Origin of the sequence: Runella defluvii (genome assembly GCF_014195535.1) — a bacterium.
GTDB lineage: Bacteria > Bacteroidota > Bacteroidia > Cytophagales > Spirosomataceae > Runella > Runella defluvii.
The window spans coordinates 19389-39693 of the sequence record NZ_JACIBY010000015.1 but is presented as its reverse complement, the minus strand read 5'-3'; the positions used below and the strand labels follow the sequence as shown (position 1 = coordinate 39693).

The 20305-nt window shown below is 42.1% G+C and carries 16 protein-coding genes and 1 tRNA gene; 16 read left to right on the top strand and 1 reads right to left on the bottom strand.

Annotation, left to right across the window (positions count from 1 at the left end; translation table 11 throughout):
• Positions 1–108: 108 nt before the first annotated feature.
• The 15 genes from murD to FHS57_RS25795 all read left to right on the top strand — a co-directional run bounded on the left by murD (position 109) and on the right by FHS57_RS25795 (position 19016).
• Complete coding sequence (murD, locus tag FHS57_RS25865; RefSeq protein ID WP_183978797.1) at positions 109–1464, top strand: UDP-N-acetylmuramoyl-L-alanine--D-glutamate ligase; 1356 nt, start codon at positions 109–111, stop codon at positions 1462–1464.
• Between the two features lie 15 nt (positions 1465–1479).
• The gene (locus FHS57_RS25860; protein WP_183978795.1) at positions 1480–2649 is read left to right on the top strand and encodes an FtsW/RodA/SpoVE family cell cycle protein; all 1170 of its coding nucleotides are present in this window, start codon (positions 1480–1482) and stop codon (positions 2647–2649) included.
• An 8-nt stretch (positions 2650–2657) separates the two neighbouring features.
• Positions 2658–3749 carry an undecaprenyldiphospho-muramoylpentapeptide beta-N-acetylglucosaminyltransferase gene (gene murG / locus FHS57_RS25855; protein WP_183978793.1) on the top strand — a complete coding sequence of 364 codons (1092 nt, stop codon included), beginning with the start codon at positions 2658–2660 and terminating at the stop codon, positions 3747–3749.
• A gap of 1 nt (position 3750) precedes the next feature.
• Positions 3751–5133 carry a UDP-N-acetylmuramate--L-alanine ligase gene (gene murC / locus FHS57_RS25850; RefSeq protein ID WP_183978791.1) on the top strand — a complete coding sequence of 461 codons (1383 nt, stop codon included), beginning with the start codon at positions 3751–3753 and terminating at the stop codon, positions 5131–5133.
• A 5-nt stretch (positions 5134–5138) separates the two neighbouring features.
• Entirely contained in the window at positions 5139–5903 is a 765-nt protein-coding gene (locus FHS57_RS25845) for a cell division protein FtsQ/DivIB (protein WP_183978789.1), read from the top strand.
• Between the two features lie 68 nt (positions 5904–5971).
• Positions 5972–7336, top strand: coding sequence for a cell division protein FtsA (gene ftsA, locus FHS57_RS25840; RefSeq protein WP_183978787.1), 1365 nt, complete (start codon positions 5972–5974; stop codon positions 7334–7336).
• Between the two features lie 94 nt (positions 7337–7430).
• Positions 7431–8906 (top strand): cell division protein FtsZ, encoded by a 1476-nt coding sequence (ftsZ, locus tag FHS57_RS25835; protein ID WP_183978785.1) that lies wholly within the window; start codon positions 7431–7433, stop codon positions 8904–8906.
• 1 nt (position 8907) lies between these two features.
• Positions 8908–9615: a DNA alkylation repair protein gene (locus FHS57_RS25830; RefSeq protein WP_183978783.1), complete on the top strand. Its 708-nt coding sequence runs from the start codon at positions 8908–8910 to the stop codon at positions 9613–9615.
• Positions 9616–9738: 123 nt separating this feature from the next.
• Complete coding sequence (gene accD / locus FHS57_RS25825) at positions 9739–10581, top strand: acetyl-CoA carboxylase, carboxyltransferase subunit beta (RefSeq protein ID WP_183978781.1); 843 nt, start codon at positions 9739–9741, stop codon at positions 10579–10581.
• 52 nt (positions 10582–10633) lie between these two features.
• Positions 10634–11605, top strand: coding sequence for a radical SAM protein (locus FHS57_RS25820; RefSeq protein ID WP_183978778.1), 972 nt, complete (start codon positions 10634–10636; stop codon positions 11603–11605).
• 255 nt (positions 11606–11860) lie between these two features.
• The gene (gene ybeY / locus FHS57_RS25815; protein WP_183978776.1) at positions 11861–12286 is read left to right on the top strand and encodes an rRNA maturation RNase YbeY; all 426 of its coding nucleotides are present in this window, start codon (positions 11861–11863) and stop codon (positions 12284–12286) included.
• 97 nt (positions 12287–12383) lie between these two features.
• Complete coding sequence (gene mnmG / locus FHS57_RS25810; protein WP_122933066.1) at positions 12384–14246, top strand: tRNA uridine-5-carboxymethylaminomethyl(34) synthesis enzyme MnmG; 1863 nt, start codon at positions 12384–12386, stop codon at positions 14244–14246.
• A gap of 154 nt (positions 14247–14400) precedes the next feature.
• Entirely contained in the window at positions 14401–16062 is a 1662-nt protein-coding gene (locus tag FHS57_RS25805; protein WP_183978774.1) for an Ig-like domain-containing domain, read from the top strand.
• Between the two features lie 595 nt (positions 16063–16657).
• Positions 16658–18460 carry a tetratricopeptide repeat protein gene (locus FHS57_RS25800; protein WP_310587016.1) on the top strand — a complete coding sequence of 601 codons (1803 nt, stop codon included), beginning with the start codon at positions 16658–16660 and terminating at the stop codon, positions 18458–18460.
• Between the two features lie 34 nt (positions 18461–18494).
• Complete coding sequence (locus FHS57_RS25795; protein WP_183978772.1) at positions 18495–19016, top strand: histidine phosphatase family protein; 522 nt, start codon at positions 18495–18497, stop codon at positions 19014–19016.
• Between the two features lie 77 nt (positions 19017–19093).
• Here FHS57_RS25795 and FHS57_RS25790 read toward each other — a convergent pair.
• Positions 19094–19166, bottom strand: a tRNA-Met gene (locus FHS57_RS25790).
• Between the two features lie 129 nt (positions 19167–19295).
• Here FHS57_RS25790 and era point away from each other — a divergent pair.
• Entirely contained in the window at positions 19296–20219 is a 924-nt protein-coding gene (era, locus tag FHS57_RS25785; RefSeq protein ID WP_183978770.1) for a GTPase Era, read from the top strand.
• Positions 20220–20305 lie beyond the last annotated feature (86 nt).

Sequence of the window (20305 nt, the reverse complement as noted above, 5' to 3'; positions counted from 1 at the left end):
AGGTTTTTTTTAAAGATTAGTCGTTTTTATTTCTTTGCAATTTCCTATAAAAAAGCCTTAATTTGGGTTGAGTTTTCATTCTTTGCTTTACCTCTTACATTTTTATTGATGAACCCCCAAGATTCGTTCAGAATCGTCGTCTTAGGTGGCGGCGAAAGTGGCGTTGGCGCGGCCTTATTGGCTCAAGCCAAAGGTTTTGACGTATTTTTATCGGATAAGGGCTCCCTTACCGAGGAATATCGGGGTATTTTGGCTGCGAACAATATACCATTTGAAGAAGGTAAACATACCGAAACTATTATTCTTTCGGCAAAAGAAGTGATAAAAAGTCCAGGTATTCCTGACAAAGTGCTATTGATTAAAAAATTATATGAACAAGGCACACCCGTTATTTCTGAAATTGAGTTTGCATCACGTTATACAAAAGCGAAAAAAATTGCGATTACGGGCAGCAATGGTAAAACCACCACGACTTTATTGATTTATCACCTTCTTAAATCAGCAGGCATCAATGTTGGATTAGCAGGAAATATCGGTGAGAGTTTCGCCAAACAAGTCATCGACGATACCTTCGACTGGTTTGTGCTCGAACTTAGCAGCTTTCAGTTGGACAACATGTACGAGTTCAAAGCCGATGTCGCGGTTTTACTCAACATTACGCCCGATCACCTCGACCGCTACGAATATACTTTCCAAAAGTACGTCGATTCAAAATTTCGTTTGTTACAAAATCTCGAAGCAAGCGACGATTTCATTTATTTCATTGACAACGAACCTATTGCCCTCGAACTTGGCAAGAAATCATTCAATGTCAACCACTTACCTATTTCTTTCTTGAAAAAAGAAAAGAATGGCGGTTTTTTTCAAGAAGGAATTTTGCATCTCACTCGCAATACACGTACTTTTGATATAAACGCAAACGAGTTGCCCATCAAAGGACCTCACAATGCTATAAACGCGATGGCCGCAACCTTGGCGTCTATGGCGGTAGGATTGACCGATGAGCAAATCAAGAATGGATTGCTGACATTCCAAAATGCGGCCCACCGCTTGGAACCCGTAGCCGAAATCAACGGAATCAGTTTCGTTAATGATTCGAAGGCCACCAACGTCGATTCCGTTTTTTATGCGTTAAATAGCTTTGATACCCCTATAATTTGGATAGCTGGCGGACTTGACAAAGGCAACGATTATACCCAAATCGAACCTTTGGTACGCCAAAAAGTAAAAGCCCTTATCTGTCTGGGCAAAGATAACAGCAAACTTCTCTCGTTTTTCGCTTCTATCGTCCCCGTAGTCATTGAGACACAGGACGTTAAAGAAGCGGTGCAGTATGCCTTGTCGTTTGGTCAACCAAATGACGTCGCCCTTCTATCTCCAGCATGCGCTAGTTTTGATTTGTTTAACAACTACGAAGACCGTGGTGAACAGTTCAAAGCGACTGTACGAAGTTTTATTTCCTAACTCACATTTAGAAAGATGAACAAGAACGAGATGAACACGGGGACGATTCGCCCTTCTACATTAGAGCATTGGGACAATATCAAAAATTGGTTGAGTAGAAACCTCAAAGGCGACGTCGTCATTTGGGTCATTGTCGCCATTTTGTCGCTTGTGAGCTTATTGATTGTTTACAGCGCTACGGGTACACTCGCTTACCAACGTGGGGGTGGGTATCCAGAAACATTTTTGTTTAAACACATTTTTTATACCAGCATGGGGTTGTTCGTGATGTGGTGGGTTCACCGCGTCAATTACACCTACTTTTCTCGCCTTTCGCGAGCGGCACTTCTCATTTCCATTCCTTTGTTGATTTTGGTAAAAGTAGCAGGGGTTACCATCAACGGCGCGACGCGTTGGTTGGCCATTCCTGGAACAGGTTTTACTGTCCAGCCAGCCGATTTTGCCCGTTTAGCCCTTATTGCGAACCTCGCTGCGATGCTCGCCAAACGCCAGCGCGTGGAATACAGTTGGCAAGTTTTTGGTAAAATGATTTTGTGGGTAGGGATTATTTGTTTTTTCATTGCCCTTACCAGTACCTCCACTGCCGTTTTGCTTGGGCTATCTTGTTTTTTAATGTTCTATATCGGACGAGTTCCTGGTAAATATCTGATGGCCATGATTGTTGCCATCGGCATCACTGGTGGACTCGGACTTGTTGCTGGTCAACGGCTTGAAACAGCGATTGGGCGTATTGAGCGTTTCCTCGACAATGACGAATACCAAGCAAAACAAGGGTTTATTGCCATCGCCAACGGGGGAACTTTTGGCCAAGGGCTTGGCAACAGTCACCAGCGCAATTACCTTACCCAAGCTTATTCTGACTTTATTTATGCCATTATCATCGAAGAATATGGGCTTGTCGGCGGGGTTTTTATCATGTTCCTCTACGCCATTTTACTCGTGAGGGGCGTCCAAAATATTGGAGGTACTAATCGAGCCTTCGGCGGGCTATTGTCTGCAGGGCTCACATTAAGTATTGGTTTACAAGCATTTACTAATATGGCTGTTGCCGTGGGAGCCTTCCCAGTCACTGGCCAACCACTACCTCTTCTCAGTATGGGAGGAACATCTGTATTCTTTACCTGTATCTCGGTCGGAATCATCCTCAGTGTAAGCAGAGGAGAAACAGACGAAAGTGCTATTTAAGAAAACCTATGAAGAAAGTAATCATAAGCGGAGGAGGTACTGGAGGGCATATTTACCCTGCCATCGCCATTGCCAATTCCCTAAAAGCCATTGATCCTACCATACAGATTTTGTTTGTGGGAGCATTGGGAAAGATGGAAATGGAAAAAGTGCCCAAAGCAGGTTATGAAATCATTGGCCTGCCTATTTCGGGCATAAAGCGCGAGCTTTCGGCCGATAATCTTTCGTTTCCTTTCAAACTAACGCGTAGTTTGTTGAAAGCCAGAAGCATTATCAAAAGCTTTCAGCCCGACATTGCCATTGGCGTGGGAGGGTTTGCCAGTGGGCCATTGTTAATGGTTGCTTCCTTGATGGGCATTCCGACGCTTATTCAGGAGCAGAATTCGTACGCAGGAGTTACCAATAAACTCTTGGCAAAACGTGCCAAAGCCATTTGTGTAGCGTACCCCAACATGGAGGCTTTCTTTCCAAAAAATAAGCTCAAACTAACAGGCAATCCCGTTAGGAACGACATAGTGAATAGTACCAATAAACGCGAATTAGCCTATGAGCGTTTTGGGTTGCAACCTAACCACAAGACATTACTCGTCATTGGGGGAAGTTTGGGAGCAAAAACCATCAATGAAAGCATCGAAGCTGGCTTGAAAATGATCATAGATTCGGGCTACCAAGTGCTTTGGCAAACAGGAAAGCCTTATGCAGAACGCGCAAAAGCGGCAGTAGAGGCCCTAAAAACGCCCTATGCTCAGGCTTTTGATTTTATCTATGAAATGGACTTGGCCTATGCCCTTGCCGACGTAGTGGTATCTAGGGCTGGGGCCTTGTCGGTATCAGAATTATGTTTGGTTGAGAAACCAGCTATTTTGGTTCCTTTCCCTTACGCATCCGAGGACCATCAAACCAAAAATGCGATGAGCTTGGTCGAACAAAACGCGGCACTTTTGGTGAAGGACAAAGACGCCAAAGACGAACTTGTTCAAACCACGTTGCGGTTGTTACAGGATGTCGATAAACAGCAAGAATTAAGCAAACATATCAAGAAACTAGCAAAACCTAACGCGGCAAAAGAAATTGCAGAAACCGTACTAAGTCTGATTTAAAATGAATATTCAACCTTTCAAATATATCTACTTTCTTGGCATCGGTGGCATTGGTATGAGTGCATTGGCGCGTTGGTTCAACATCAACGGCTTTGCAGTAGCTGGTTATGACCGCACTGCGACTGCCCTTACCAACACCTTGGAAGAAGAAGGAATTTCGGTTCATTTCGACGACGATATTGCGCGCATTCCTGCGGATTTTTTGAAGGACACCGCTCAAACATTGGTTGTATTTACCCCTGCTATACCAGCCGATCATTCGGAGTATAATTATCTTAAACAGCACGGGTTTATCCTTCAAAAGCGTTCTCAGGTTTTGGGTTTAATCGCGGGTGGAATGTTTACGATTGGGGTAGCGGGAACCCACGGTAAAACGACGACCTCTTCAATGACAGCGCATATTTTGCGGCATTCGGGCATCAATTGTGCCGCTTTTTTGGGTGGAATCACGCAAAATTATGGTACCAATATGTTGCTAAATGAACCAACAGGCGAATTAAAAAACGTACCATGTGTTGTCGAAGCCGACGAATTTGATCGGTCGTTTTTGACCCTTTTTCCCGAAATTGCGATAGTTACTTCCACTGATGCCGACCATTTGGATATTTACGGCACTCACGACTCGGTACTCGCTTCTTTTTCGGCTTATGTAAGTCAGATAAAGCCCCAAGGGCGCTTGTTTATGCGCAAAGGGCTACAATTAGCCGAAAAGACTCAAGCCAAGGTTTTTGAGTATTCTATCGACGAAGGCGACTACCACGCCGAAAACGTGCGTATCGAAAATGCTTGTTTCCTCTTTGATGCTGTACATCCAAACGGAATCATCAAAGACCTAACGCTCAAAGTTCCTGGTTTTCACAATGTTGAAAATGCCATTGCTGCCATCGCCGTAGGTTTGGAAATAGGTCTTTCGGACGACCAAATTCGTGCAGCCATCGCATCGTTTGGAGGTGTAAAACGACGTTTTGAATATTACCTCAAAACCGACACCAAAGTCTTAATTGATGATTATGCCCATCACCCAGCAGAGGTAAAAGCATTTTTGTCATCAGCCAAGGCGCTTTACCCCGATCGGCACGTAACGGCTATTTTTCAACCGCATTTGTTCAGCCGTACGCGTGATTTTGCCGACGAGTTTGCCGAAAGTTTATCGTTGGCAGACCGTGTTATCTTATTGGATATTTATCCCGCTCGTGAGCTACCAATCGAAGGCGTAAGCTCCGATTTAATATTCCAAAAGATAACATGTGACAAAGTACAATGTTTGAAGTCGGAGTTAATAGATGTACTTAAACAACAAACATGTGATGTTGTAACAACCATTGGAGCAGGGGATATTGATCGGTACATTTTACCCATCAAAGACGTGTTGCAAACAACTTAACGACCATGAAACGCTGGATTTGGATCATTTTAGGGGTATTAGTCGTTGGTGCAATGTTTTTTTACGTTGAGTATCAACAAAATAATAAACGATGTAAAAGCGTCGTGGTGAGGCTCGATAACAAAGCAGAGTATCCATTTTTTAGCGAACAAGACATCAAAGACCTACTCACTGTGAAAGGAGTTGATGTGGTTGAAGGGATGAATTTTTCGGATATTAACTTTAAAGGGCTCGAAAAAAGAGTCCTAAAAAACCGTTTGATAAAAAAATGTGACGTTTTTCGAGATTTATCAGGAAATTTGGTCGTAGCAATCGAACAGCAACGCCCCATCGGTCGAATAATGGGTAGCTTTAACGAAGCAACTCAACCAATAACGGCCGAATCAGGGGGGTACTTAACGGAATCTGGGGATATTATTCCTCTTTCTGGACGATTTGCCGCTCGTACGGTTATTCTTTCAGGAGATTTTTTTAAAAATACCAAAGCCATCAAATCTCCCAAAGGAGAACAGCTGATAGATTTTTTAAAACAGCTACAGCAAAATTCTTTTTGGAAGTCTCAAGTAACCGAAGTCATTGTGGCAGAAGACGGAGAACTAACATTGACCCCACAAGTGGGCCAACACCAAATTGATTTTGGTTTTCCAGAGGACGCAGACGTCAAATTTGAGAAGTTAAAGGTCTTTTACAAGACCATCCTCCCCATCAGTGGTTGGGAAAAATACCATCGAGTAAGTGTCAAATTTAAAAATCAGATAGTGTGTGAATAACCCTTTTCTGTTCATCACTACCCTATCAATAGTACATATATAAGTTTTTATTAAAGCCTTAGCACATCATGTCAGAACACGAAATTTATTTAGGAATAGACATTGGTAGCACCAAAGTAGCTGCGGTTTTAGCAAAACCAAAAAAGCTAAGCAACCATACGATGCTTCAGGTGATAGGGATGGGGTCAGCCCGCAATGAAGGTGTTCACCGTGGGAACATCAATAACCCTATTAAAACCAAAGAAGCCATTCGTCAAGCGCTTGAAATGGCAGCAAAAAAAGCGGATCGCATTGATTTGTTATCTCATAACCTATTCGCATCTGTCAATGTAAGTGGGACACACTTAGCAACAACCTCAGAAACAGGCTCTGTGGCCTGCCATGCCGTTGGTGTGCAAGGAAGAGATGTAAAATCATTGTTTGAAACCATGCAGCAAACGTTTGATTCTGATACGAATCAAATCATTCACTTGCTCCCTCTCAAATTTTCGGTTGGAGAACAGCACGAAATTATTGACCCTGTTGGGCATACTGGGCTTAAATTAAGCGGTGATTTTAAAATCATTACCGCAAAAAAATCGGCGTTGCACCAAATCAAAGATTCGTTACAAAAAGCGAACCTTTCGGTCAATGAAGAAGATGGTTTTTCGGCTTCTCCACTGGCTTCTGGCTTGGCTATTCTTTCCGAAGACCACAAAAGCCTAGGGGTTGTACTTGTTGATATTGGCGGCGGAACCACCGACATCGCCATTTATCACGATGGGTTATTATGTCATACTGTAGTGCTACCTTTTGGGGGTAATCATATCACGAACGATATTCGTGAGGGTTGCCATCTTACCCACGAAAGCGCTGAAGAAGCCAAAATATTCCTTGGTGAAACCAACCCAAAAAATTGCTCGCTAAATACCTTGTTGGTGATTCCAACTGCCGAAGGCATTCCACCCATTGAAATTGTGGCGCGCAACGTCGTCTTGATTGCCCGGGCACGATTGCGTGAAATCGCGGCTTTGGTACTGGCTGAAATCAAAAAAGCAGGATATGAGCACAAATTACGTGCTGGTATCATATTGACGGGAGGAACGTCAAAAATTAAGGGGATTGAGAGCATTTTTCGGGAAATCACAGGAATGTACGTTCAGATTGGCTCGCCAAAAAACCTCGAACGAAGCAATAGCGCACTCGATTCGCTTATCACTGATCCATCTTACACTACAGCCCTGGGCTTGGCCTGGTCTAGTGTAAAACCACTCGATAAACGAATCGAAAAAACAACGGTTACTCCTGAGCCAGAGCAAAAAAAACCAAGCAGCAGTTGGTCTATCCCTGGTTTTCGTAAAAGCACGTCTCAGGAATCAACCATCAAAGAAATAAGTACCTTTATTTGGAAAGGTCTTACCCAAGATGACATCAAAGGACACGACGATTATTAATAAAGGCCAAAATATCCCTACCTAGTTTGTTTATTTTTAAGAAAATATGGTTTTTGCACGAAAAAACGTTTTTGAGCACGACTACGAGTTTGTTATGGAAGAGTCAACCCACTTAGACGATGCCCCTATCATCAAAGTAATTGGTGTAGGGGGGGGAGGTAGCAATGCCGTCAACCACATGTATAAAAAAGGCATCAAAGATGTGGTGTTTGTGGTATGTAATACCGACAAGCAGGCGTTGATGCGTAGTCCTATCAATAACAAAATTCAATTAGGAGCCGATAGTCTCAAAGGCTTAGGAGCAGGAACTGATTCTGCTACTGGCCGCAGCGCTGCAGAAGAGAGTATTGAATATATTCGTCAATTGATGCAACCTCCTACCCAGATGGTTTTTATTACCGCTGGTATGGGGGGAGGAACAGGAACGGGTGCTGCTCCTGTCATTGCAAAGGTGGCCAAGGAAATGGGGATGCTAACCGTTGCGGTTGTGACAGCTCCCTATAGCCACGAAGGCCGTATTAAGAAAAATCAAGCCATTGATGGTATCAATGCTCTCAAAGAGCATTGCGACACTGTGCTGGTGATTCTTAACGACGAATTGGCCAAGCTATACGGAAAATTACCGATTCTCCGTGCATACGAGCACGCTGATAACGTTCTTTCAAACGCCGTAAAAAGTATCGCAGAAATTATCACCGTCCACGGAAGTGTCAACTCCGATTTTATGGACGTCAAAAAAGTACTTCAAGGTGCTGGTACATCTGTGATGAGTTCGGCGGTTTCATCGGGTGAGCATCGGGCTGAATTGGCGATTGAAGCGGCGCTTAACTCTCCGCTTCTCAACAACCGTGACATTCGTGGAGCCAAACGTATCCTTGTGACGCTTGCTTCAAGTACGCAAGAAGAACACATGGCCACGCTCGATGAGCAAATGATTATTACTGACTACATCGAAGGACTCATCGGAGACGAAGCAGATATGTGTAAAGTGGGTATTATTTTTGATGATGCCCTTGGTGATCAGTTGTTGGTGACAGTCATTGCGGCGGGTTTTGAAGACTCCCACTTGCCGTTTAATTATGACACCAGTGTAAAGCAGCGAAAAGAGCCCGTTCAACTACCATCGGTTTCGGACACCCTCCAAAGAAACAACACGTTACCACCTGCTCCAGAGCGGAAGACAGAGTATAATCCTAGACAATCGACTGCTACCACTAGCAATTCGCCCATCTCCGTTTCTCCGCAAAAACCAGAGGTAACTGAGGCAAAGATTGAGGTAACAAAGCCTGTACAAGAACCGCCAAAAGTAGAAGTGCCGCAGCCTCCAAAACCTGTTTTTGAGGAGCCTGTGAAACCACCACAACCTCCAGTAGTTGAAAAAACGCCCGAGGAGCCCCAAGAAGACCCCGAGATTTTACGCCGTCTTGTACACGATATTTCGTATGGAAAATATTCGGAGAAAGAACTCGACAAACCTGCTTTCTTGCGTCAAAACGTTGTTTTATTCCAGAAACCTAATTCACCTGACGAAGTGTTCATTCAGATTGTTTTAGACAAGCACAAAAGATAAGATGACAGGAATTGATTCGATTCAAAAAGAGTTATACTCCCTAGGCAGCCCCGAAAAGGCTGCCTTTCTTTCGCGCTTTTTTAAAACAGGAAAAGGCCAATATGGAGAAGGAGATTTGTTTTTAGGCATTACCATGCCCGAAATACGGTCTGTAGTCGCCAAATATGCCTACCTATCTATTTTAGAATGGCAAGCGCTACTTAGTAGCCCTTACCATGAAATCAGAATGGCGTCTTTGATTGGATTAATGAAGCATTTTCAGAAATCAAAAAAGGATCCCGCTGCTCAGAAGCAAATTTTTGATTTTTACCTTTCGCATCTTGATTACATCAACAATTGGGATTTGGTAGATGTCACCTGCCGCGATATTGTTGGTGCTTATTTATTGAAACAAGACCGCAACATTCTCTATGACTTGGCGCAACGCCCTCATCTTTGGGCGCAACGCGTGGCAATGGTCTCCACTTGGTACTTTATCAAACACAATCAATTTAGTGACACCTTACGTATCGCAGAACTTCTATTGACTCATTCTCACGACCTTATCCACAAAGCAGTGGGCTGGATGTTGCGCGAGGTAGGAAAACGCGACGAACTTGTCTTGGAAGAGTTTTTAGACACCCATACCAAACAAATGCCTCGAACCGCATTACGGTACGCCATTGAACGTTTTCCTGAGTCAAAACGTAAGTATTATCTATCACTTTGACACATAGATTGATTTCTTACGTATCTTTGGCGCGGCCTTTAAAAGGCTCAAAACGCTATTGAGTTTGATTATCAGCGTCTTATCTAAACTCAAAGTACACAAATCAAAACTCGAATCTAACTCATGTCTTGGTTTACTAGAAAAGAAAGGGGCATTCAGACGCCCACCGAAATGAAACGCGAAGCTCCTGATGGGCTTTGGTATCAGTGCCCTAGCTGCAAGCATGTTATGCACACTCGCGAACATAAAGTCAATGCTTATACGTGCGTAAAATGTAATTATCACGAAAAAATTGGTTCGGAAGCCTATTTCTCTGTTCTTTTTGACAATGCAGAATACACCGAACTTGATGCTAATATGCTATCGGGAGATCCTCTCAATTTTGAAGATACAAAGAAGTATCCCGATCGTATCCGTGACACCGTAAAGAAAACAGGATTAAAAGATGCCGTCCGTACCGCTTATGGTAAAATGGATGAGCTCGACATTGTGGTAAGTTGCATGGATTTCAACTTTATTGGTGGTTCTATGGGGTCAGTAGTAGGGGAGAAGATAGCCAGAGGGATTGACCACGCATTGCAAAACAAAATGCCGTTTTTGATGATTTCTCGCTCTGGTGGCGCACGAATGATGGAAGCAGGCTATTCGTTAATGCAAATGGCTAAAACTTCGGCCAAGCTTGCGCTCTTGTCGGAGGCACAAATTCCGTATATATCTTTACTTACAGATCCCACCACTGGTGGTGTTACGGCATCCTATGCCATGTTAGGTGATTTTAATATTGCCGAACCTGGCGCGCTTATTGGGTTTGCGGGGCCACGCGTTATTCGCGAAACCATTGGTAAGGACTTACCCAAAGGTTTTCAAAGTGCAGAATTTGTCTTAGAACACGGCTTCCTAGATTTTATCGTCGATCGCAAAGACTTAAAAGATAAGCTTGCGAGTTTACTACGAATGCTTCAATAAATTCCCACTTTCTGGAAAGCTTCATACTTTCCAGAAAGTTTTTTTATCCCCTATGCGTCTTGTATCCCACCCTGTCTTATGTAATTACTATGTGACGTATCGCTGTAACGCCGCTTGTAGTTTTTGTGACATTTGGGAACGCCCTTCGCCATACATAACCCTCGAAGAAGCCAAAGCCAATCTCGCTGCCCTAAAACAGTTAGGGGTGAAAGTCGTTGATTTCACAGGGGGAGAACCATTATTACATCGTCAGCTTGATGAGCTGTTAAAAGAATGTAAACGACTGGGTCTTTTGACTACCATTACGACCAACTGTTTGCTTTACCCCAAATATGCCAATCGCCTTCGGGGGTTGGTTGACATGCTTCATTTTTCCCTTGATTCTCCCGAACCAGAAGAGCATGATTTGTCCAGAGGGGTAAAATGTTTCGACAAAGTCATGGAGTCTATCCAAATAGCAAAGTCGTTGGGAGAGCGTCCAGACATACTTTTTACCGTTTTTGAGTCGAATATTCACCAGATAAAAAAGGTTTGGCAAGAAATATGCAAACCTCACGGCCTTGTACTTATCCTAAATCCCGTCTTTGAGTACAATAAAGTGGGCTCACAGCTCTCTCCAGCGGCATTACAGCAGCTTAGGCAGTGGGGAAAAAAAAGCAATGTCTATCTCAATGATGCCTTCATTCAGTTACGTCTTGATGGCGGAAACCACACAGATTCCCCCATTTGCCTTGCAGGTAGTACCACCATCGTCATTTCACCAGAAAACAAACTCGTGCTCCCCTGTTATCATTTAGGGCTGAAAGAATTTGCGATTGAGAATAATTTATATGAGCTATACCTCTCAGACGAAGTTCAAAATCTAGTCGCACTAGAAGGCCGTCTTCCTGCTTGCGAGGGTTGTGCTATCAATTGTTACATGCAACCATCTTTTGCCGTGACCATCAATAAATATTGGTGGAAAGCGCTTCCGAGCACCCTCAAATACAACAGAATCAAAGGGACGTGGAAACAACTCTTTTGATACTTCCCTTATTCTTCCTTAATTTTGCCTCATATTATTAGAAGCTAACTCATTAATTTAGAGGAAGTAAGGCTACTTTTACTCTACATTTTTAGTGTTTTAGCCCCCCGCTTTAGCTATTCATTTTTGCCCAAATGTCTAGGAAAACCAGCCATTGTAGCAACAAAATACTCTGGTTTTCAGCAATTTACAGGCAAAATCTGGTTATTATCGGGCATATTTTAGTAGAACTACGACCAATACTCAATCCTCCCAATGATTCAATTTTTCAACGAAGACGTGGATTTTAAAATTCCTAATCCGCGTAAAACAAAGACGTGGCTCAAAGACATCATTGAGTCCGAAGGGTTTGAACTGAACCAATTAAATTACATTTTTTGTTCTGACGAATACTTGCTCAGCGTAAATCAGCAATATCTTAATCATGATTTTTATACAGATATTATCACTTTTGATAATTCAGAAGAAATAGAAGGGATTGTCGAAGGCGATATTTTTATCAGCATCGACAGAGTAAAAGAGAATGCCGAAGAATTATCAAAAACTTTCAAAGAAGAATTGTTACGGGTACTTGCTCACGGTATTCTTCATTTAGTAGGGTATGACGACCACGAAGATGAAGACGAATTAGTAATGAGACAAAAGGAAGATACATACATTGCGACCTTCCCGAAGTCTTAAATCTGACTCTTTACAAAAATGTTTCATGTGAAACATTTTTAAATTTTCCACAAAACAGTACATTTTCACGACATTTGATTAATTAAACAAAAACTTTATGTTTCCAGAATACGACGTGATTGTAGTAGGAGCGGGGCACGCAGGTTGTGAGGCAGCGGCGGCGGCGGCAAACATGGGCTCCCACGTTTTACTCATCACAATGAATATGCACACGATTGCCCAGATGTCGTGCAACCCAGCAATGGGCGGCGTAGCGAAAGGGCAAATTGTACGAGAAATTGATGCACTTGGAGGACAGTCAGGAATAATTAGCGATAAAACAATGATTCAATTCCGAATGTTGAATCGCTCAAAAGGTCCCGCAATGTGGTCGCCAAGATGCCAAAGTGACCGTATGCGTTTTGCGGAAGAATGGCGAATGACATTAGAACAAACCCCAAACGTGGACATCTGGCAAGACACAGCGAAAGAAATTATTGTAAAAGATAACAGGGCTGTTGGGGTAAAAACTTCGCTCGGTGTGGAAATTACCGCCAAGGCAGTGGTGCTAACCAACGGCACATTCTTAAACGGATTAATCCATATTGGCGAAAAACAATTTGGAGGAGGTAGGGTGGGGGAGAAGGCTGCCACTGGAATAACCGAACAACTTATCCAATTGGGATTCGAGTCAGGGAGAATGAAAACAGGTACGCCACCCCGCATAGACGGTCGTTCACTGGACTACACAAAGATGGAAGAACAGCCAGGTGATGAAATCCCAAGCAAGTTTTCATATACCGATACCCCACCACTTACCCATCAAAGGAGTTGCTGGATTACCTATACCAATGAAAAAGTGCATGGCGTTTTAAGAACGGGATTCGACAAATCACCCATGTTTACGGGACGGATTAAAGGTCTTGGGCCACGTTATTGTCCATCAGTAGAAGATAAAATCAATCGTTTTGCAGACAAAGACAGCCACCAAATTTTTGTAGAACCCGAAGGCTGGTCAACCGTAGAAATGTATATCAACGGTTTTTCGACATCACTTCCTGAGGATATTCAATACAAAGCAATTCGACTTATACCAGGTTTTGAAAATGCAAAAATGTTCCGACCAGGGTACGCCATTGAGTATGATTATTTCCCCCCAACTCAACTAAAGCTCACCCTAGAAACTCATTTGATTGGTAATTTATTCTTTGCAGGTCAAATCAACGGAACGACAGGGTACGAAGAAGCAGCATGTCAAGGACTCATTGCAGGAATTAATGCGCACCAAAATGCGCACGAGTTAGATGCTTTTATTTTAAAAAGATCCGAAGCATACATTGGTGTATTGATTGATGACCTCGTCAACAAAGGGACGGAAGAACCTTACCGAATGTTTACCTCAAGAGCAGAGTACCGTACTTTACTCCGCCAAGACAATGCCGATATTCGACTCACGGCATTAGGGCATAAAATAGGGTTGGCCAGCGAAGCACGTTTAGTTCGTGTGCAAGAAAAAATTGCCAATACCGAGGTAATTTTAGAAGAACTTCAAAAAGTAAAAGTAACGCCCAATGAAGTAAATCCGATTTTAGCAGAGATAGGTACGTCTCCAATTCGAGAAAAACAGCCCCTGTATCAATTGCTAAAACGGCCTGATGTAGAAATCGAAGACATCAAAAAACTCAGTGAAAGCTTTGCCACATTTTTAAATGGCTTTAATGAAGAGTCGGCAGAACAGGCCATGATAAAAGTGAAATACGAAAGCTACATTGAAAAGGAAAGATTAATGGTCGAAAAAATGAACAAATTGGAAGACCTCGAAATCATCCCCAATTTCGATTATGACAAAGTCCCTGCACTTTCTTTTGAAGGCCGACAAAAGTTAAAAACCATTCGACCGCACACCTTGGGGCAAGCCTCCAGAATCAGCGGAGTTAGTCCTTCAGATGTTTCGGTTTTATTAATCCACATAGGACGCTAATTTTTTTATTGATTACCAAAAGAAAAGGGGAGCTTTGAAAGTTCCCTTTTCTTTTGGTAGAAAGTCATCAAACAATAAACTCATTTTAAAAGATGTTAATTTGCAAGGGCTAACAAAAGCCCTTTTTATTTTTGTTAAAAATTTCGCCCAACACATGAGTTCCTTCAACATAAAACAGTTAGTAATTACGCTTCGCATTTACAGTCTGCTGACGGCTGCTTTTTACTTCTTACTACTAGGTTGCTCTCAACCCATTTCTCCAACGGGTGGAAAACGAGATACCATTCCGCCAAAGTTGATAAAGAGTATTCCTGAAAATAAGCAAACCAACTACAAAGGGAAAACCATTGAACTTGAATTTGACGAGTACATTGTAGCCGAAAACCTACAGCAAAAATTGTTGGTTACACCCGACCCAGGCGAGTATGAATACAAAGCAAAACCAACGAGTGTTCGCCTTGTCTTTAAAAAATCACTGGATTCAGCCAAGACATATTCGTTTTCATTTGGAGACGCAATCAAAGATTTTAGCGAAAAAAATCCTGCCAAAAATTTACGACTCGTATTTAGCACAGGGATTGGAATCGACTCTGCCCTCGTAAGGGGAGAGGTGAAAGACATGCTTACCAACAAGCCCATGTTTGATGTCTTGGTTGGGCTGTACCCACATTCGGATACGCTCAATATCGAAAAAATGAAGCCCATGTATTTTACACGGTCGGATAGTTCGGGGAGGTTTAGTATCGAAAATATTCAGTCCAACCTTTATCGTCTTGTGGCTTTCGATGACAAAAACCGTTCATTTACCTACAATTTGAAGACAGAGAGAATCGCTTATTTAAGGGATAGCCTCGTCATTAAAGATTCTACGCAATTCTCAGGCGCTTCCCTCAAACTGTTTTTAGCCAATACTACCCCCGCAAAAGTGAAGGGAACCATCCCTCGGACCTATTATTATTCTATCAATTATGACAAGGGGTTTGTCGATTATAAGGTCAAATTTGATAATCCAAATGACTCCATTCCCTACCTTCAAAACGGTCCAAGCGAGTTGAAATTCTTCAATACCAAAAGTAGGAAAGACACATTAGTGGCAAAAATTATGATTCGGGACTCGGTAGGAATTATGTTTGAACACGTTCAAAAAATCAAATTTCGAGAAGCTCGCAATGCAGGGAAAAATAGTGATAGCAATAAAGAACCGTTTGATATGAAAGTCAGTCACCAAGACAATGACCCAATCGAACCTCGGTTATTTACTTTAAAGCTCACATTCAATAAACCCTTAGCAGAGGCTAGGTTGAACCAAATTCAGTTGGTGAGCGATAGTCTTAAAACCGAACAACTACTGCCTGGTGATTATACATGGGAAAATAATAAAACCATCCTCACCCTTGCCCACCAAATTTCAGCCCGTAAGTTGTTGAAAGTTGTCCTTCCCAAAAGCACTTTTTTTAGCGTAGAAAATGACACCATTCCAGAGCGGATATTTAAACTTCCCATCATGGAAGAAGAAGAGTATGGAATGTTAGAAGGAGAAATTAAGGGAGCTAAGCAACCTTTTATTGTAGAGTTATTGGACGAGAAGTTCGAGGTAGTCAAAACATCCACAAAACCATCCTTTCAATTCAGTTACTTGAAACCAGCCCTCTATAATATTCGGGTCATTGTAGATGAAAATCAGAATGGGAAGTGGGATGCAGGCGATTTTAAAACCCGAAAATTGGCCGAACCCATTCTTTTTTATCCTGATGTCATCAAAGTCAAGAAAAATTTTGTCTTGAGTGGTATAGATATAGACTTATCCACAAAATAATTCACAATTCACATACGATGTGGAAAAGCTAATGCGCCTCTTGGCGCATTTTTTGTACGTACTCAAAATAAGCGTAGGTAGGTTTTACTCTGTGAAACGTCATTTTCACAAAAAAGAACATTTGGCGGAAAAAATGTTAACAACATTGTGGATAACTGTTTTCATTCTCACAATTTAGTGGATAACCCGGGGATAAGGGTGTCGATAACCTTTTTGAATTGTGGAGAATTATTTGTCCACATCCACTGTGTGGGAATCTACACAAGTTTTGCACATCATTTCAAGGTGTTTTTCACACTGATTTTTGTGGACAAATAGTCATCCACATCGTTGATAAGACTATCCACAATCCACGCCAAAATGTGAACAATTGTTTATTTGCTTGAAAAACAGTAATTTCAGTTGTGGAAAAAAATAAAAACAAGTGGATAACCTTATATTTTATTCACAAAAGCGTTTTAGAATAAAGTGGAAAACTTGTGAATAGTTTTGTTTTCCACTTATCCCCGGCCTTAATTAACTTTAATAGTTTTAAAAATTAATATTTATTGTTTTTATAATGGGAAAAGAAAAAGTGTGTATAACCCCAAATCGGGTGTGGATACTACTCGTGGGGCTAGGCTTGTGGTTAATGACCAGTGTGGCTTATGCGCAAAGCGACGCTGACTTAGCGGATGCCTATTTTCAAAAAGGAGAGTGTGATAAAGTCGTTGCGCTTTATCAAAAAATATTACGCAAAGACTTCAACAAGATTTATCTGAGAAGGTATGTGAGCTGTTCAATTAAATTGAAGGATTTTGAAGAAGCGGAAAAGTTTTTCAAACGCCAGCAAAAATCGGACGCTCGGTTTGGCTATTTATATACGCTCTATTGGGGAAGAATGCTCGAACAAACGGGACAAATGCCCCAAGCAATGCAGAAATATGATGAAAGCCTAGCACAAGTGCCTTCTAAGGACATCAATGCGTATAAAGAACTCTCTGATGAGTTTCGGGAAATAGACAACACAGAAGCGGCGATAGGGGCCTTACTGAAAGGGCGTGCTGCGGCGGGCAACGAAACTATTTTCAAAATGGAGCTGGCGTCATTGTATGCACAAACAGGAAAGACCGAACAAATGATTGAAGAATTGTTGAGTTTGGGACTGGCCATTCAAAACAAAGAAGTTATTCAAAACTATTTGCAAGATTTTCTCAAAGAAGAAAAAGACCAAGCAAAATTTGAGAAAGTGTTGTATGAAAAAATTCAGCGACACCCCAATGAAACTTTCTATGCTGAAATGCTGATTTGGTTTTTTACCCAGAAAAAACAATTCGGAAAAGCATTCATCCAGGAAAGAGCGCTAGATAGAAGACTCAAATACAACGGAACAAAAGTATTTGACTTAGGCAACTTGGCGTTGCAAAACAAAGACTACAACGCAGCCATTCAATCATTCGATTATCTGATCAAAGAATATCCGCAAGGGCAGTTGTATCCGTATGCCCGCCGTATGGTGATTGTGGCTAGAGAAGAACAAGTGAAGAATACCTTTCCGATTGAAAAGCCAAGTGTGCGTAAACTGATTGATGATTATCGAAAATTATTATCAGAGTTGGGACAAAACAACCGCACTTTAGAAGCAATGCGCAGTATGGCCAATTTGTACGCGTTTTACATGGATGACAAAGACTCGGCTATTGTGGTACTTCAAGACGCCGTTAAAATTGGACGTGCTGAAAGTGATTTTATCGACAAATGTAAATTAGACTTGGGAGATATTTATTTGTTGAAAAATGAACCTTGGGAATCCACATTGCTGTACTCCCAAGTGGAAAAGTCACAAAAAGAAACCCCTCTAGGGTATGAGGCCAAACTTAGAAATGCACGACAATTCTATTATACGGGCGATTTTGAATTGTCGAAAGCCTTACTGGACATCCTGAAAATGGCCACATCGCGAGAGATTGCCAACGATGCAGGCTCGTTGAGTCTATTAATTCAAGATAATACGGGGTTAGATACCTCAGAAGACGCGATGAAGGAATATGCGTCGATTGACCTGCTTTTGTATCAGAATCAACCAGAGCTTGCGCTAGGGCGCTTAGACGAGATGTTGAAAAAATACAAAGACCATACATTGGCCGATGAAATCTTGTGGCTTAAAGCGAAAACCTACGCCAAAATGGGGGATAATGTAAAAGCAGTGGAAAACTTGCAGGTAATTGTGGATAAGTATGCAATGGACATTCTTGGCGATGATGCACTTTACATGATGGCCGATTTGTACCAAAATCGACTCAAGGACAAAGACAAATCAATGGAGTTGTATCAAAAATTGCTTGAAAAGTATCCAGCGAGTATTTACGCGGCTGATGCGCGAAAACGATTTAGACAACTGCGGGGAGACAACCTTTAGGAATCAACAGTTATCCACAATAATGTGTACAAACGTGAATAAGTTAGGGAAAATAAATAGTTTGTTGATGGTGGGTTTATGGCTGAGTTTGTCGGCTTGTTATACCTCAAAAATATATGTAGTTCGCCACGCCGAGCGGCTTGACCAAAGTGCCGATACGCCGTTGTCTAGCGCGGGCTTACAACGGGCGCAAGCTTTAGCAGATAGCTTAAAAAACAAAAACATTGACCGAATCTTTGGAACAAAATACCAACGAAACCGACAGACAGCCCAAGTACTTTGTGATGTTACAGGAAAAGGATACGAGGTGTACGAACCCCATCCGACCGAAGTGATTGTAAAAACAGTGGAAAAAATAGGCAAGCAAAATGTAGTAATTGTGGGCCACAGCGACACGGTGTTAGAAATCGTCAAGGGATTTGGCGTAACACCAACAAAAGCTAAAATAGAATCGTCGGATTATGATAATTTGTTTGTGATTACGGTAAAAAAAGGAGTAGGAGGTAGCCGTAAAACATTGGAAGAAAAAACATACGGGGCACAGACGTTGCCATAACGTCCCCCAATCCGTCCACAGTAGAAAAACAAAAAAGTGCAACAGATTGATGACCAACTTGTTGCACTTTTACTTTGTAGCGGGAACAGGACTCGAACCTGTGACCTCCGGGTTATGAGCCCGACGAGCTACCAACTGCTCTATCCCGCGATATAATGGGACTGCAAAGGTAAGAGCTATTTTCAAAAAAACAACTATCTTTGCAAAAAAATATTTTTTTTATCGACACCTAGCCCCTCTACATGTGCCAGAGGGGCTAGGTGTATTAATACGAAAACAATGACAATTGAAGATAAAGAGGTGTATAACAATCCCAATCATCGGGCGGGGTTTATTAGTATTGTTGGAAAACCTAACGTAGGAAAATCGACGCTAATGAACGTTTTGGTCGGAGAAAAGCTTTCTATTATTACGTCAAAAGCGCAAACGACCCGCCACCGCATCATGGGGATTTTGAATGGAGTTCACGAAGAAACCGAATTTCAATTGGTTTATTCGGATACCCCAGGCATCATAAAACCCCAATACAAACTACACGAATCAATGATGGAGTTTGTAAAAGGCTCGTTGGAAGATGCTGACATCGTTTTGTTTGTCACTGATATTTTTGAAAAACACGACGAAAGTGAAGTACTAGAACAACTTTCAAGAACGGAAGGCGCCCTAATTTTAGTCATCAATAAGATTGACTTAGCCACCGAAGAGCAAGTTCAAGAAAAAATAGCCTATTGGAAAGAAAAGCTATTTACGGCGGCCATCGTGACGGTATCGGCTTTGCAGCAAGAGGGGATAGACAAGCTCTTCACGGCCATTATGGAGTATTTGCCGATACACCCACCGTATTTCCCAAAAGATGAGCTTACCGACAAGCCAGAGCGCTTTTTTGCCTCGGAAATCATTCGAGAAAAAGTTTTTTTGAACTACAAAAAAGAAGTTCCCTACAGTACGGAGGTATTGATTGAGGAGTTTAAGGAGAAAAAGGAAATCATCGTCATTCGGGCGGTAATTTTGGTGGAACGTGCTAGTCAAAAAGGAATTATCATCGGCGACAAAGGCGCGATGTTGAAAAAGATAGGAACCCAAGCGCGGGAAGATATGGAACAGTTTTTTGGTAAAAAGGTGTTCTTAGAACAATACGTAAAAGTAGAACCCGACTGGCGAAACAAAATTCAACGCTTGAAACAGTTTGGATACGATAACTAAGGGAAAAGGGCTGTAGGCACATCTCAAGCGAATGTGCGAAAGGGGGTATAGTTTGACCCGAGCCTTGATTACCAACATTTTACACT

Excerpts from the sequence above, each read along its gene's own strand:
- FHS57_RS25860 (WP_183978795.1), top strand. The coding sequence starts at position 1,480 with ATGAACAAGAACGAGATGAACACGGGGACGATTCGCCCTTCTACATTA.
- murC (WP_183978791.1), top strand. The coding sequence starts at position 3,751 with ATGAATATTCAACCTTTCAAATATATCTACTTTCTTGGCATCGGTGGC.
- FHS57_RS25820 (WP_183978778.1), top strand. The coding sequence starts at position 10,634 with ATGCGTCTTGTATCCCACCCTGTCTTATGTAATTACTATGTGACGTAT.
- murG (WP_183978793.1), top strand. The coding sequence starts at position 2,658 with ATGAAGAAAGTAATCATAAGCGGAGGAGGTACTGGAGGGCATATTTAC.
- era (WP_183978770.1), top strand. The coding sequence starts at position 19,296 with ATGACAATTGAAGATAAAGAGGTGTATAACAATCCCAATCATCGGGCG.
- ftsZ (WP_183978785.1), top strand. The coding sequence starts at position 7,431 with ATGGAAGAGTCAACCCACTTAGACGATGCCCCTATCATCAAAGTAATT.
- FHS57_RS25845 (WP_183978789.1), top strand. The coding sequence starts at position 5,139 with ATGAAACGCTGGATTTGGATCATTTTAGGGGTATTAGTCGTTGGTGCA.
- accD (WP_183978781.1), top strand. The coding sequence starts at position 9,739 with ATGTCTTGGTTTACTAGAAAAGAAAGGGGCATTCAGACGCCCACCGAA.
- ftsA (WP_183978787.1), top strand. The coding sequence starts at position 5,972 with ATGTCAGAACACGAAATTTATTTAGGAATAGACATTGGTAGCACCAAA.
- ybeY (WP_183978776.1), top strand. The coding sequence starts at position 11,861 with ATGATTCAATTTTTCAACGAAGACGTGGATTTTAAAATTCCTAATCCG.
- FHS57_RS25830 (WP_183978783.1), top strand. The coding sequence starts at position 8,908 with ATGACAGGAATTGATTCGATTCAAAAAGAGTTATACTCCCTAGGCAGC.
- FHS57_RS25805 (WP_183978774.1), top strand. The coding sequence starts at position 14,401 with ATGAGTTCCTTCAACATAAAACAGTTAGTAATTACGCTTCGCATTTAC.
- murD (WP_183978797.1), top strand. The coding sequence starts at position 109 with ATGAACCCCCAAGATTCGTTCAGAATCGTCGTCTTAGGTGGCGGCGAA.
- mnmG (WP_122933066.1), top strand. The coding sequence starts at position 12,384 with ATGTTTCCAGAATACGACGTGATTGTAGTAGGAGCGGGGCACGCAGGT.